This window comes from Candidatus Diapherotrites archaeon (assembly GCA_030688545.1).
GTDB lineage: Archaea > Iainarchaeota > Iainarchaeia > Iainarchaeales > VGJJ01 > VGJJ01.
Genome location: JAUYHT010000008.1, coordinates 1 through 13,259, shown reverse-complemented (window position 1 = coordinate 13,259; position 13,259 = coordinate 1). Strand labels below are relative to the sequence as shown.

Sequence of the window (13,259 nt, the reverse complement as noted above, 5' to 3'; positions counted from 1 at the left end):
ATATGATTCCATCTCCCTCTCTCAAGCGGTTGCCATCCAAGACATTTGCTAACTTCAATTCCAATTTTACCTATTCGGACGCCCAGGTGGTGATGGTGGGGGTCGCGTGCGATATCACGTGCACGTATGGGAAAGGAGCCTGGTTGGGCCCCCAGGCTTTCCTGGATGCGTCCTTCCAGATTGAGACGGAAGTCCCTTATTTTCATACGGATTTCTCTGAAAAAGTGAAAGTGCATCATGCGGGTATCATTGAATGTCCGCGCGACGTATCCAAGGCCATCAAGAAGAAACGGGCGTGGCTGGAGATCAAAAAAATAACCCAGGAAATGGTAAAACGTGTTCAAACGATATCCAAAAAGATTTTGAAAGACGAGAAGCTCCTCATGGTAATAGGGGGCGACCATTCCATCACTAATGGAGTTCTGAACGCCCTGGATGAGGTGCATGGCGCTGAAAATGTGACCATCATCCATTTCGATGCCCACCTGGATATGCGGGAAGCCTATGACGCGCAGGAATATTCCCATGCCTCCGTGATGCATAATGCGCGCAAGAAAGGATTTCCCATGGTCCACATTGGTATTCGCGACCACATTTCTTCGGAGGAGGCGGATTTCATCCGTGAGAACAAATGGGAATCAACCATTTTCTTCTGCGCCACCCAGCCATTGGCCTTTTACACGACGTATGCCCCGAAAAAAGGACTATTCTCCCCGTCCAACATGATCATGAATGGCCTCATTTCCCCGTCCCAAATGGGGATGATCCTCTCAAGTATCAAAACCAAATACGTGTATATCTCCCTGGACATGGATGTCCTGGATCCCCCCCTCGTTCCCGGCACGGGGACTCCCCTCCCTCTTGGTTTGCGCATGGAAAGTTTGCAGGAGGTTTTGTTTGCCATCCTCCAGCAATGCAAGACACAAAAATCAATTCTCGTGGGATTTGACATCACCGAAATTGCCCCCTTGCTCCGTAAACCATCCGGGAAATACAATAGTAAAAATGTCCTTTCGCCCCTCATCGAGGTTCATGCGTCCCTGCTGGCGTACAAGATTCTGTTCTGGTGGTATTTGGAAAAGTTCCTGAAAAAATAGTAAGAAGGAGATTATGTGGGTTAACATTCAGCAGTAGCAAAAAGCCAATCAGTAAAAAACACCCATCAAAAATATTAATAATCAATAATGGTACGTGTATTTTTTGGCATCAAACCTTTTCTTCGCCGCCTTGGGCCACTGCCGACTGATTTCCAAACCTAATTTCTTTCCAGGGGGAGTAGTCAATCGTTTAATGTCTCGCGCCCAGAACTCTGTCAGGTCCTTCTTGAAATTCCCTGCTTTCTGGTATTCCAACGCCTGGAAGAGCATGTCCAATATCTCCGCGTCCTTCACTAATTTGGCTTCCTTGGAGGATTGGTTCTCCATCTCTTCCCACAGCCCAAGCCACTTTTCCCCTTCGTTTCCAGGGAGGAGCTGGACAAATCGTTTCATACTCTTGCGTTCCTGCGAAAACTTATTTTCCTTAGTAATATAATCTGTGGGGATATAATGAGGGCCATAAATATCGGACGTATCGTGCAGGAGCGCCATGAGGAGCATTTTTTGGCGATCGTATCCCTTGGGCGCGATGAGGTGGGCGATGACCGCGCTCCGCCACGCATGATCGGCCACGCTTTCGGCCCCTTTTACCCCACGGACAACCCATCCTCTGCGCTGGCGATGCTTGAGGGTGTTAAGTTTCCCTATGGCGGTAAATAATCTGGAAGGCTTCACAAGCAGTATGTGCTTTTCATTCTTTATATAGCCGATCGGGACAAAGGAGCGCACAAAATAGGCACGGGATGTTCTTTTTCTTTCTTCCTCGGCGGTTTACCATCACAATTATTAAATACTATAGTGCTATAGTCATGGGTGGTGTTTCATGGATGGAACCACAACGATCCAAATCCAGCAGAAAACCAAAAAGTTCCTTGACTCACTCAAGGGGGCGTACCACGTGAAAACCTATGACCAGGTAATCAACAAGCTGATTCAGAAGAAGGGAAAATCCATGCATGGGGCATTTGAGGATGCGGAAAACCCTATTTCAATGAAGGAAATACTGAAAGAGCTGAGGGTTGAACGTGACCGCGACCGATAATCGATTGTTTTTCGACTCTAATATCTGGTTGGATTACTTCCTCCAGTCCCAGGAGAAGATAGGACAATTAGTCGATTCGCCAGAAGGAAAAATATTCACATCCACCCTTTCGTTTCATGAAGTAGCCAAAATTTTAAGCCGAAGACTGAATAACCCATCTTTCGTCAGGGAAGCCATGCGTTTTATGCGGGAAAATAGCGCTGTAGTGATGGTGGATGAGGATATTGCGGTTGATTCCGTGACATGGTGTGTAAAAAACAAATTGAGTACCGTGGATAGTATAATTTACCAATCCGCACTCGCGTCCGATGCCGCATTAGTAACGGCCGACTCGGACTTTGGCACCCTTCCAAAAGTGTACAAGGTGAATGTATGAAAAGAAAGAATCATTGCCTGCAAGCGTTGGGATAGCAAATAGTCTGTTGCACCACAAGGATTATAATTTGATAAAATGAGTGGTTTATTCCAAACAATCGGGATGAAAAATTGGCAAAAGAACTGGTAGATAAGCACACAGATTTATCGCTTTTCTTAAATGATTTCAAGTAAGTATCCGTGGAAAAGAGTTTGGAGCAATTGGAGAAATATCTATGAACCGTGTCAAAAGGATTCTGTTGCAAGTCGTTCAAATTGGCATTTTTGGCGTTGCAATCGCTTATGTTTGGGCTTATTTTAATCTAGTTCTATTCTTGTATACATTTAGCACGACGCCGTAGCCCTTTTGAAAGGGCCTGGAATCCGACCTTGACTAAATTTCTCAGGGTTTTGGGCATTGTCGACATTCAATAGTAAAACAAGCGGGGGCCTTTCCTGCAACTTCGTGTTGAAGAGCGTTTTTTTTCTGGACTTTTGTATAGATTTTTATTTTGGCTAAAGATTTAATACTGCCTCTATTTGCATCTTGTTATCGGCCGTAACCAACCTTTAAATAGTTTCATATTGTTCAAAAATCATGAGATTATCCCCAAAGAATAGTATGGTGTCTAACAGAATTTTCGAAATGGGGGCATTAGTTTTGTTCATTGTGGTAGTGAGTATAGCGGTTTCTTTGTTCAACACTATTCCTTCAAATAATGAAATTCATTTTTCTTTTACTCCACAAAATACTGCCCCGAATTTTACATTTAATGCAATAGATGAAACATTGGTGTTAAACTATTCCTATGCGGATGGAGAAAATAAGGGCGGTTTGACATTTATTCTGAATCCACAAGAAATGTTCCCATTTTCAGTTAAGCAAATTAACCAATCCCTGAATGTAGCGGATTTGATTATTGAATTACCCACTTTTAAGGATGGGGATTATTTTGCACAAACGCGGATCACCATTGATCGAACCAATTCTTCCAATACGCTCGCTTCAAATAGTATTTCTTTTTCAGACTATTCAAATGGAGTAGTGAGTGGAAATTTTTCAGCTCGTGTAACTAAAATTTTTTATCTCCTAAAAAAACCCTCATGCGCAACAAAATATCCAGCAAAAGAATGTAGTTATTCAAAAACAGTTGACATCCCATTCACTGCCTCTTTTGAATTGGTAATCCCTCCTGAGATGCAAAATAAGGACACCCTAAAGCAAGCCATGATCAATTGGGAAGATTACTATGGGGATACTTCCCGACCCTTATCTTCTCTTCCAGCGTTCGAATGATTTCCACCGTGTTTCAACATAGAGCTTTATGCGGGGGCCGTTCCTATAACTCCGCGTTGAAGCGCGGTGCTTTCTGGACTTAAGTAAAGTGTTATTCAAAGTATTTAACTCTTTTTGGTGAGTCGTTAGTTTATTGCTTTTTTATTTTTTGAAGAATAAAGTCTGAAAAATGATTTTTGTATCTTTTTTGGAGTGATTTAATTTTCCAATCCTCTCCAGTTATCTTTTTTCTACATACTCGTGTTCCACATTCGCATTTCAGATTGTATTGTCGTGCTGTTGTCATGGCGTAGTCATAGCACAGTTCTTCACCGGCTTTAATGTTGCGTATGGCAATGAAAACAATTTGTCCGCGTGGTCCAATGTTGGGGTCGCATGAATGGTTGACAAAGATAGCAGTTTCTTTTACTTCCTTTTTTGTGGTTGGGCAAAGATTTAGATTATCAGATATTTGAAGACAGTATTCTCCTAACTTATTTTCTAATTCTTTAGCTGTTTGATTATCAACGATATGTCCAGCTTTTACAAAAACAGTTTCCCCTTCTGAAATGTTCGCAATTGCAAAAATACCCTTTTTATCAATGTTACTTGAATTTAAAACTCGTACTTTTGGCGAACGATAAGAAGCGAGTAAAACCATAATCAAAATGAACGCCTCAAGAATAAAACCGTTCCCATACTGAAAACAAATCAAAAATTTCAACAGGTCTGCAAAACCGCGTTTCAACTGTAAGTTATAAGCGGGGGCCGTGATTAGAACTTCGTGTTGAAGAGCGTTTTCTTTTCTGGACTTTTGTATAGACTTTTACGTGCGCTAAAGATTTAAGACTGCCTCTTTTGAGTTCGATGAATACAGAAAAGTCACTTATTTCCAAATAAATTTAGAACAAGGTGCGTTCCGCCACCAACCACAATTAGAAAGCCCAATGCAATTAGCAGGGCGGGAAATGAAGCATCGGATGCTTTCCACCCACTATCTATCAAGAAATCTTTTGCAAAGCCGGAAATGCCCCAGAAGGCCAACCCTGCAATAACGATGATAGCCACCTTTTCTACTATGCTCATAACATGCTTCCAGCTCATTTCTTTATATACCTTTGATCGGTCCCGCGACATCGCCGTAAAGACTTAGCGGCCAGAACCAATCCTTAAATATGCCCATTATGTACGATTTTGGAAGGATAACAAAAAATGAATCTGAACAGCTTATTCGGTAAAGGCCCCGCATATGCGAAGGCCGATATGGAGAGGTTCAGCCATCCATTTCTTTGGACATACATCCCTGTGATTATTGCCTTTGCTGTATACTCCGTCTTGCTCGGGCTTGTAAAATATTCGGGGTACATTGAGCTTTCTCCGGACATGCTTTGGATTGTTGAAAAGGTCCTTTTACTCGCCTTCTCAATCATTGCCCTTGTTTTGCTGTTTAAGTTGAACTATTGGCTGGGTGCTCAACAGCGCTGGGGTGAGGCCGCTTTAGTTGCCCTCTCCGGCTTTTTTGTTTGGAGTCTTATTGGAGTAGTTCTAATTGGAGGCATGTATTTTTTTGGAAAAAAATATGCCGGTGATTATAAAATAGGTGTAAAGGGGGACAAGAAATGAAAGGTCAAGAATCAAAGGTACTCTATTTGGCAGCCATTGGAATTTTGGTCATCGTTGCAGCCATTTTCGCCTATCAATATTTTTCTGCTTCTTCAGATCTGAAAGATGTCGAAGCTCAAAATACGGCACTCTTACAATCGTTTAAGGATTATGGAACTGCGGTAGCCTATGAGGAAAATGCTAATTATGAGTTTGGACGCTTAATCGGCAAGTATGAGCAGGGTGACTATTCGGATGCTCTTGATCTCCTTCCAAGAGTAAAAAACGGCTTCCGGGAGGCTGAAATACAATTAGCGAAAGTAACGAATGCCCCCTTCTATGACCAATCGCTAAAGGCCGACATGAACACCTATTACCGCTCCCTCGATTACTTCTTTATCGGAATTGAACAGGATCTAAAAATTTCTCTGAATGAAAAGTATACGAGTCTTAGTTTTTCTCAAGAAGACAAGGAAAACTATATTGCCGAGATGAAAGAGAATAGGGGTAATTTTGTGACCGCTAAAGAGATAGCGGATAAAATTCAACATCGAACCGAATTAGGCGTTTTAACACTCATCAATGCGTATGATGCGATCATCAACGCGATTGATAAGCAAATTGCTGAAACCGAAAAGCGAGAAACAAATGAGAACCAAATTATTGTCGAAGACCAAGTTTTGAATATAAAATCCATCTCGGGCCATTGGATCGGGAACGAAAATGCTCAGATGTGGATTGTGCAGTTTGGCGATTTTGACGATACGTTCAACAATAACTTTTACTCGAATACCTGGCCAAAAATTAAATCCACGTATATCGACACGGGAAAGGCAAGATTCGCATTTGCCCATTTTCCTTTGAGCTTTCATGACAATGCAGTAATAGCTGCAAATGCGGCTGAATGCGCAGCTGAACAGGGAAAATTCTGGGAAATGCATGACCTCTTATACAAAAATTATCCGACATTTAACCAAGCAAAATTCTACTCCTTGGCAGAATCATTGGGATTGGATCAGGGGCAGTTTTCTACCTGCTATGAAAGCAGAAAATACGATGATGTAATATCTGCCGATTACGATGTTGGAATCGATGCAGGAGTTGAAGGAACACCTTCATTCTTTATTCGAGGAACTAAAGGAACAAAGTTCATCGTAGGGGCATATCAATATCCCTATTTTGAAGAAGCGATCAATGGTGTTTCCGAATGAAATTGCTTTTGGGAGCACTCTTTTTAGTGATTCTCTCAGTTGGATGTGTTAATTCAACAGTCCAGGAAAATATTCCTCAGCAAGCCCCCCAGCAAACAGTGCAACAAATTGAAGATAACAATCCTATTCCAAAAAATGAACCATCGCTTCCAATTCTTGAATGCATTTTTCCATCAGACTCTGTAAATGGAACAGAAGAGCAGTCCGGTTATGGTCAAATCAAGCACAGCTATACAATCAAAATGCTTTTCAAAAATTCAAATGATGCAGATATACAAAATGTGGTTGTGACAATCAAGACGGATATGGAAAAGGTTAGTCAGGAAATAAAATGGCATTACGGAACTTCAAAGATTTATCCGGTTGGGACAATTACTGCGCATTCAACGGTAGAAAAAACATTTGACTGGCATGAAGAAAGCTATTGGGGTGGGGGCGACGTGAAGTTTATTGTCACTGGAGATAATGCTCAAACAAGCGAAGAATGCGGCCCGGCAACTGGAAGAGATGTCGTAATTCCTGCATAATTCGATTGTGTATTTCATATGCGCAAAGTAATATTTCACCCACCAAAAGCGTATGGCCTTGCTACAAACTCGGATCAAATTGATGATCCATTAGAGAAAGGCTATTTTGTTGAGGCTGCTGCAATCGCTGATGCTTTTATCGACAACAATCTACTCTACATGTCGGCCCTATATGGAGAGCGTAAAACACAACATCCAAGTGGGAAGCCAGTTAGTGGTAAAGAGCATTTGAATTTCCTTCATCAAAAAGGAGATATCCCTGATACGTTGAATGAGAGCATAATTGTGTTCAAAAATGATAGGAATGTAATGGCCCACGAAATTCATGGAGAGTACAATCTTCTTTTTGATCGTGAGAATAGTTGGTGGGATAAATACAAGACTCAAAAAGAAATTGATGAGCGTGTTCGTACGCTTGCGCGCGAAGTGGTTGAAAATGGAAAAAATGCTTTCTTTCAGTTAGAGAATATATTTATGAATCATCCGAAGAATCCAGCGCGCGATCAGCTAAAAAGAAGTGGATTTTTGTGATAAATTCAGTCGTAAGGTACTCTAAAGTTTTGAGTTAGATAGAACTCTTCTCCATCGTATGCGACTCCGACCCCAATTTCAACAAATTCGGGATCGATCATGTTAGCGTAATGGCCTGGGCTTTTTATCCATGCATTTACTGCGCACGTGGCCACATCTTCATCGTTTGAAACGGTCATAACGGGGTTGTCTCCGCAGTAGAGGCTTCCGTACTGTGCTTGAGCGATATTTTCTGCTATTCCATATTCACTAAGTCCAATCTTTTTGGCTCGATCAGATGGGCTCAATCCTTCGGGAGAATCGTGGGCAAAGTATTTTCTTTGTGCCATATCCTGGCTATGCGCTCGGGCCATTTGTGCCAGTTTAGGGCTCCAAATGAGCTTTTTGCCCCTCAATGCGTTTGTTTTTTCAAAGACTATCTTTTCAATTTCATCGATATTGGGTGGTGGAAATAACTCTTGCTGTACCTCTTGAGCTGTGCTGATAGTTCCACCAACATATTCAGCTAATCCTGGATGGCTATCTGATGTACTAACTAATGAGGATGAGTTGTTCTTGGCAGTTATTGTATTCGAAAAATAGATTGGATTTAGTTTGTCAATTAATTCATCTTTGTTTTTTTCATTAAATATTCCGCCAACTATTTTTTGATTTTGGAATAGATAGAGTGCCCCAAGTAGCACGAAGATTAGGAGCAACACCTTTACAAAATTTGGTGCTCCTTTGAATCCATAAGCTGCATTGCGGTAGGACTTATGAAAAAATTTAAGAGAAAAGAATAATATTGCCAATAAAATTACTGCCCCAATTCTGAAGAAGATTACTGGGTCTTGGTTTAATTGAGCGGCAAATGGGAAAATTGCAAAGAATAAAATCAGGAGAACGACAGCTATTGTCAGATCCTGCAGCAACTTCATCCCACGTAATTTGTGATTATAGTCCCGGTCCGTTAGCCAATTCATTATGTCATCTTTGAGGTTTGATGTCATTTGAGAAGATTTTAGTAGTGGGGTATATATAAATTGGTCATCGTTTTTGGAGTAAATTTTGCGCTAAATAAAGTCATCTTTTGTAAACGTCTCAAAACGTTGGCTTCTTTCGAATCATTAAAATACCCGAAAATACTGCACTATGGGTATGGGTGGAAAAAATGGGGATTATAACGGTTGGACAAGAGAAGACTTAGTAAAGGAAATTGAAGCGCTGCGGAAACAAAAAACCTATGGATTAGTCTGGGAACAGGATAAAATAAAAGAAAAATTTGACTATTACATCAACTGGGACGGAATAAAAACTAAGGAAACTTTTACCGACGCGAACCACAAATTCCCAGTTTTGAAGTCAATTCTCAGTAATGATGTTGTTACTAATCAAGCAATTGAGAGCAATGTCCTGATTGAAGGTGATAACTATCATGCCTTAGCTGTTCTGAATTTTACGCATAGCGAGTCGGTTGATATTATCTATATTGATCCGCCATACAATAGCGGAACTGGCGATAAGTTCATCTACAATAACAAAATTGTTGATGATGAAGATTCCTACCGCCATAGTAAATGGCTTTCCTTCATGAGCAAAAGATTGCGATTAGCAAAAAATTTGCTCAAAAAAGATGGCGTGATGTTTATTTCTATAAATGACGCCGAGCAAGCGCAGCTTAAGCTATTGTGTGATGATGTATTTAATGCAGAAAACTATGTCGGGATGTTGATTTGGAAAAATAAGGCTGGTGGCGGCGGTAAGCAAAATCCAAATAAACCGACAGAGGAAGTCCTGAAGAAAGAAGCGTTTGTAGTAGACCACGAATACGTTTTGGTGTATGCTAAAAACATTCAGTTTATTCAACGGTTCGAAGAGGCACTTACCGAAGATGAATTAAAATCTTACAAAAATCCAGATAACGATTCTCGCGGGGTGTATAAACTCAAGGATTTAGAACAGTCCATTCCGACTCCAATTCGCACGATGTATTACCCCATAAAAGATCCTGACGGAAAAGAGATTAGGCCAAAAGGTGGGAGATATCAATGGAGATTTAGTGAAAGTAGGGCCAAAGAAGAATTTGAGAATAAAACCATTGTTTGGCATAAAATAAATTGCAAGAAAGAAAAGGATCAACGTGGCTACTACTATCGTCCGATGGTCAAGCAATTCTTGAACGCGTTTGGCAAAGAAAGGACAAAGATAATGCGCTCTGTTCTCTATAACATGTTTTACACACAAGATGGAACTCGAGAAATAAGAGATATATTTGGTGAAGATGGGGGCAAAGCGATTTTTAATTACCCTAAGCCAACGATATTGATTGAATATTTGCTGAAAAACACTGCAAAAAAGTCCCCCCTCATTCTTGATTTTTTTGCTGGCTCTGGAACAACCGGTCACGCCGTTTTAGAGTTGAATAAACAAGATGGTGGAAATAGAAAATTCATTCTTTGCACTAACAATGAGAGCAATATTTGCACAGATGTTTGTTTACCGAGGATGAAAAAAGCCATTAAAGGTTATACTAACTTAAAGGGCTCAAAGATAAATGGCTTAGGCGGAAATCTAAAATATTTCAAAACTGATTTTGTTGATTCTTCGCCAACTGATGCTAATAAGCGTAAAATAGTAGAAAAGTCAACCGAAATGCTTTGTTTAAAGGAGAACTCTTTTTCGCCAGTTCTTGAAAAAGACGGATTCAAAATTTTCAAGAGCCCCAAAACATTCATGGGAATTATTTTCGATGAAGAGAAAATTGGCGATTTTGTAAAGGAGGTTCAAAAAATTCCCGGAAAGTTTAATGTTTACGTGTTTTCGTTTGACGATTCCGTACCAGAAAGCGAATTCAAGTCAATAAAGTCTCGCGTGAAACTACGGCCAATTCCTGAAGTAATTTTGCATGTTTATAGGAGAATATTCAAATATGATTACTCTTAAGGATTATCAAGAAAAAGCTGTTAAGAAGCTTTTCGCCGAAGTGAGTGACTTACTCAACTACACTGAGAGCAAAATTTGCGTGTTTGATGCTCCTACTGGATCGGGAAAGACAATAATGATGGCGGAGTTCTTGAAACGCTTGGCAGTTTCAAAAGAGAAAAAGAAAGATTTAGCATTCATTTGGATTTCAGTTAACCAATTACATAACCAAAGCAAGGACAAACTCGAGCGTTATTTTGAAGACACTCGCATATTAAAGTGCTCCGATTTCGAAGATCTTGAAGATCGAATGATCGGAAGAAATGAGATCCTATTTTTCAATTGGCAAAGTATCAATAAAGCGGATAATATTTACATAAGAGAAAATGAGTATGACAATAATTTATCGAAAATTGTGGAAAATACAAAAGAAAACGGTCGAGATATTTTATTGGTTATTGATGAAAGTCATCATAGCGCTAAAGCGCCAAAATCTTTAGAAGTAATTGAGCTAATTAATCCAAAAGTTACAATAGAAGTTTCTGCTACCCCCCAGATAACAAATATCAATGCCAAAGTTGAAGTTGATTTTCAAGATGTCAAAGAAGAAGGCATGATAAAAAATGAAGTACAGATAAATCCTGAAATAGATCAGAAAAAAGTCGGCATGAAAAGTGCAGATGAGTTTGTCATTCAGTGTGCTTTAGAAAAACAGGCCGAGTTAGTGAAGCAATATAGAAGTGAAGGTTCAGCAGTTAACCCATTGATCTTAATTCAAATTCCGGATAGCCGGCAAGGATCAAATGACAAGAAGGATGATGTTATTGCAATTCTTCGAAATCAAGGAATAACAACCGAAAACCGAAAACTCGCTATATATCTTTCCGAAAAGGACAATAAGATAAATTTAGAGAACATTGAAAAGAATGAAAATGAAACTGAGGTAATGATATTCAAACAAGCTATTGCGCTCGGATGGGATTGTCCAAGAGCAGCAATTCTTATCCTATTTCGTGACTGGAAAAGTATTACTTTTTCGATTCAGACGATTGGTCGTATCATGCGTATGCCTGAAGCGCGCCATTATGAAAGCGAGGGTCTGAATAAAGGGTATGTATTCACTAATTTATCTGAGATAAAAATAGCTGAGGGTATTGCGAAAGATTACATTACTGTGTTAGAAGCAAAACGAAGGACTGATTTGTATAACCCAGTTGATCTACAATCAGTTTATTTGAAGAGAGCCCGCGAAAAAACACGACTTTCTGGAGAATTTACCCGTATATTTCAAGATACTGTAAATGAGGATAGATTGAGCAAAAAGTTAAATATGAAACCAACTGCCTTGGTAAACGAGATATTAGTAGATGGGAAAATTGAAAAATTAGATAAAGTTCAGGATGTTAAACACGGTGGCGAATTAGAAATTGCAATTTCTGAGCGTGAGCTACAAGAACGCTTTGACTCATTCCTTAAGTTGATAGCTTCCCCTTTCGCTCCGGCTGACTCAATGCGTGTAATCAAGACATCGCTATACAAATTTTTTGAGAATAAACTCAATATACTGGACTATACAACTGCGCAGAGGATTATCCTAAGCAAAGAAAATAACCCAACTTTTATCGACCAACTGAACAAAGCAAAAGAAAAATATTGGCTTGAAGTCGTTGAAAAAGTCATGGATAAGAAAGAGAAAAAACATTTCGTTTGGAACGTTCCGTTACTGATCAGTTATACGAGCAAGTTCAAAGAAAAACCAATGAACAAATCTATTATGAAACCATTCTATGCTGGGAAAGAATCAAAACCCGAAGAGGATTTTATTGGGCTACTGGAAGATCATAATAATAAAGTTAAATGGTGGTACAAAAACGGAGATAACGGGATAAAATATTTTGCGATACCCTACGCTGACATTAAGGGCATTGAGCGCTCCTTCTACGTTGACTTTATTGTGCAGATGAAAGATGGTCGAATAGGTTTATTTGATACTAAAGGCGGTCGCACTGCAGAAGATGCCAAAGAAAAAGCAGAAGCGCTGCGAAAGTATATTGATACTCAGAATACAAAGCATTCAAAGAAGCTATATGGTGGCATTGTTGTATTCAAAGATGGAAGCTGCCGCTACAATGGTGGCAAGAATTATGAATTCAATGAAAAAAATCTTGGAGAGAAGTGGGACTTTCTTTCCTTCAGATGATAACTGAAAAATATCAGGAAAGGGTCATTCCTGTTGTAGAATGCCCTAATCCTGGAATTAGAAAAGTTTTACCGTCTTTCAAGCCAGGATTTGATACCCTTGTATATGTTATTTAGGAACGTATATGCCACGAATGAGAATCCCGTTGTTTCGAGTTCGTTCGTGTTTAATCCGGCACCGGCAGCAATTAGTCCGAGGAAAGCGCCCCATACCATTGCGGGCAAAAACTTTCGCCAGTCGAAAACTTCTCCTGGACCAACATTTTTTGCGGCACAGCTGAAACCAGCAATAGCTCCACCAAAAAGTCCGGCCAGCATTATACTAATTCGGTCTTCCATAGAAGATTCCCCCTCTCCACTGTGTTGTAGAGTGTGATAGTCATAGAAAGTAGCTAACCGCCGCGCTCAAGACAATTGATTCGACGGCTGCCATGATTACGATTTGTCCTTTCTGCGTTTTAACCCACGCCTCTAGAGTTCGAATGCGTTTATTGAGGTCATTGTGCCATTCGGTGTCAT

15 protein-coding genes are annotated in these 13,259 nt (G+C 40.1%); 10 read left to right on the top strand and 5 right to left on the bottom strand.

The window, feature by feature from the left end:
* Window positions 1–2: 2 nt before the first annotated feature.
* The gene (locus Q8P05_05500) at window positions 3–1,097 is read left to right on the top strand and encodes an arginase family protein (protein MDP2666924.1); all 1,095 of its coding nucleotides are present in this window, start codon (window positions 3–5) and stop codon (window positions 1,095–1,097) included.
* 81 nt (window positions 1,098–1,178) lie between these two features.
* Here the strand turns inward: Q8P05_05500 and Q8P05_05495 are convergent, their stop codons facing one another.
* Entirely contained in the window at window positions 1,179–1,772 is a 594-nt protein-coding gene (locus Q8P05_05495) for an HD domain-containing protein (protein MDP2666923.1), read from the bottom strand.
* A 148-nt stretch (window positions 1,773–1,920) separates the two neighbouring features.
* Between Q8P05_05495 and Q8P05_05490 the strand changes: the two genes are divergently transcribed.
* The 3 genes from Q8P05_05490 to Q8P05_05480 all read left to right on the top strand — a co-directional run bounded on the left by Q8P05_05490 (window position 1,921) and on the right by Q8P05_05480 (window position 3,790).
* On the top strand, window positions 1,921–2,139 hold the full coding sequence (locus Q8P05_05490) for a hypothetical protein (GenBank protein ID MDP2666922.1): 219 nt from the start codon (window positions 1,921–1,923) through the stop codon (window positions 2,137–2,139).
* On the top strand, window positions 2,123–2,515 hold the full coding sequence (locus Q8P05_05485; protein ID MDP2666921.1) for a PIN domain-containing protein: 393 nt from the start codon (window positions 2,123–2,125) through the stop codon (window positions 2,513–2,515). The genes Q8P05_05490 and Q8P05_05485 overlap by 17 nt, the downstream gene beginning before the upstream one ends.
* A 576-nt stretch (window positions 2,516–3,091) precedes the next feature.
* Entirely contained in the window at window positions 3,092–3,790 is a 699-nt protein-coding gene (locus tag Q8P05_05480; GenBank protein MDP2666920.1) for a hypothetical protein, read from the top strand.
* A gap of 130 nt (window positions 3,791–3,920) precedes the next feature.
* On the opposite strand, the gene Q8P05_05475 is transcribed toward Q8P05_05480, so the two are convergent.
* Together Q8P05_05475 and Q8P05_05470 are read right to left on the bottom strand one after the other, a co-directional pair.
* Entirely contained in the window at window positions 3,921–4,430 is a 510-nt protein-coding gene (locus Q8P05_05475; GenBank protein MDP2666919.1) for an SET domain-containing protein-lysine N-methyltransferase, read from the bottom strand.
* 221 nt (window positions 4,431–4,651) lie between these two features.
* On the bottom strand, window positions 4,652–4,855 hold the full coding sequence (locus tag Q8P05_05470; GenBank protein MDP2666918.1) for a hypothetical protein: 204 nt from the start codon (window positions 4,853–4,855) through the stop codon (window positions 4,652–4,654).
* Between the two features lie 126 nt (window positions 4,856–4,981).
* On the opposite strand from Q8P05_05470, the gene Q8P05_05465 reads away from it, so the two are divergent.
* The 4 genes from Q8P05_05465 to Q8P05_05450 are packed head-to-tail and all read left to right on the top strand — an operon-like array spanning window position 4,982 to window position 7,640.
* Window positions 4,982–5,392 carry a hypothetical protein gene (locus Q8P05_05465; GenBank protein ID MDP2666917.1) on the top strand — a complete coding sequence of 137 codons (411 nt, stop codon included), beginning with the start codon at window positions 4,982–4,984 and terminating at the stop codon, window positions 5,390–5,392.
* Entirely contained in the window at window positions 5,389–6,582 is a 1,194-nt protein-coding gene (locus Q8P05_05460) for a thioredoxin domain-containing protein (protein MDP2666916.1), read from the top strand. The genes Q8P05_05465 and Q8P05_05460 overlap by 4 nt, the downstream gene beginning before the upstream one ends.
* Window positions 6,579–7,109, top strand: coding sequence for a hypothetical protein (locus Q8P05_05455; GenBank protein ID MDP2666915.1), 531 nt, complete (start codon window positions 6,579–6,581; stop codon window positions 7,107–7,109). Before Q8P05_05460 ends, Q8P05_05455 begins: the two co-directional genes overlap by 4 nt.
* A gap of 18 nt (window positions 7,110–7,127) precedes the next feature.
* Window positions 7,128–7,640 carry a hypothetical protein gene (locus tag Q8P05_05450; GenBank protein MDP2666914.1) on the top strand — a complete coding sequence of 171 codons (513 nt, stop codon included), beginning with the start codon at window positions 7,128–7,130 and terminating at the stop codon, window positions 7,638–7,640.
* Window positions 7,641–7,645: 5 nt separating this feature from the next.
* On the opposite strand, the gene Q8P05_05445 is transcribed toward Q8P05_05450, so the two are convergent.
* Window positions 7,646–8,629 (bottom strand): CAP domain-containing protein, encoded by a 984-nt coding sequence (locus Q8P05_05445; protein MDP2666913.1) that lies wholly within the window; start codon window positions 8,627–8,629, stop codon window positions 7,646–7,648.
* A 148-nt stretch (window positions 8,630–8,777) separates the two neighbouring features.
* Here Q8P05_05445 and Q8P05_05440 point away from each other — a divergent pair, with 148 nt between their 5' ends.
* Complete coding sequence (locus Q8P05_05440) at window positions 8,778–10,562, top strand: site-specific DNA-methyltransferase (GenBank protein ID MDP2666912.1); 1,785 nt, start codon at window positions 8,778–8,780, stop codon at window positions 10,560–10,562.
* Window positions 10,549–12,741: a DEAD/DEAH box helicase family protein gene (locus Q8P05_05435; GenBank protein MDP2666911.1), complete on the top strand. Its 2,193-nt coding sequence runs from the start codon at window positions 10,549–10,551 to the stop codon at window positions 12,739–12,741. The genes Q8P05_05440 and Q8P05_05435 overlap by 14 nt, the downstream gene beginning before the upstream one ends.
* Before the next feature lie 68 nt (window positions 12,742–12,809).
* Here the strand turns inward: Q8P05_05435 and Q8P05_05430 are convergent, their stop codons facing one another.
* Window positions 12,810–13,079: a hypothetical protein gene (locus tag Q8P05_05430; GenBank protein ID MDP2666910.1), complete on the bottom strand. Its 270-nt coding sequence runs from the start codon at window positions 13,077–13,079 to the stop codon at window positions 12,810–12,812.
* Between the last annotated feature and the right edge of the window lie 180 nt (window positions 13,080–13,259).

Bases quoted from the DNA above. Each gene is read 5' to 3' on its own strand.
- Q8P05_05500 (MDP2666924.1), top strand. From the start codon at position 3: ATGATTCCATCTCCCTCTCTCAAGCGGTTGCCATCCAAGACATTTGCT.
- Q8P05_05490 (MDP2666922.1), top strand. From the start codon at position 1,921: ATGGATGGAACCACAACGATCCAAATCCAGCAGAAAACCAAAAAGTTC.
- Q8P05_05480 (MDP2666920.1), top strand. From the start codon at position 3,092: ATGAGATTATCCCCAAAGAATAGTATGGTGTCTAACAGAATTTTCGAA.
- Q8P05_05475 (MDP2666919.1), bottom strand. From the start codon at position 4,430: ATGGTTTTACTCGCTTCTTATCGTTCGCCAAAAGTACGAGTTTTAAAT.
- Q8P05_05470 (MDP2666918.1), bottom strand. From the start codon at position 4,855: ATGAGCATAGTAGAAAAGGTGGCTATCATCGTTATTGCAGGGTTGGCC.
- Q8P05_05465 (MDP2666917.1), top strand. From the start codon at position 4,982: ATGAATCTGAACAGCTTATTCGGTAAAGGCCCCGCATATGCGAAGGCC.
- Q8P05_05460 (MDP2666916.1), top strand. From the start codon at position 5,389: ATGAAAGGTCAAGAATCAAAGGTACTCTATTTGGCAGCCATTGGAATT.
- Q8P05_05455 (MDP2666915.1), top strand. From the start codon at position 6,579: ATGAAATTGCTTTTGGGAGCACTCTTTTTAGTGATTCTCTCAGTTGGA.
- Q8P05_05450 (MDP2666914.1), top strand. From the start codon at position 7,128: ATGCGCAAAGTAATATTTCACCCACCAAAAGCGTATGGCCTTGCTACA.
- Q8P05_05445 (MDP2666913.1), bottom strand. From the start codon at position 8,629: ATGACATCAAACCTCAAAGATGACATAATGAATTGGCTAACGGACCGG.
- Q8P05_05440 (MDP2666912.1), top strand. From the start codon at position 8,778: ATGGGTGGAAAAAATGGGGATTATAACGGTTGGACAAGAGAAGACTTA.
- Q8P05_05435 (MDP2666911.1), top strand. From the start codon at position 10,549: ATGATTACTCTTAAGGATTATCAAGAAAAAGCTGTTAAGAAGCTTTTC.
- Q8P05_05430 (MDP2666910.1), bottom strand. From the start codon at position 13,079: ATGGAAGACCGAATTAGTATAATGCTGGCCGGACTTTTTGGTGGAGCT.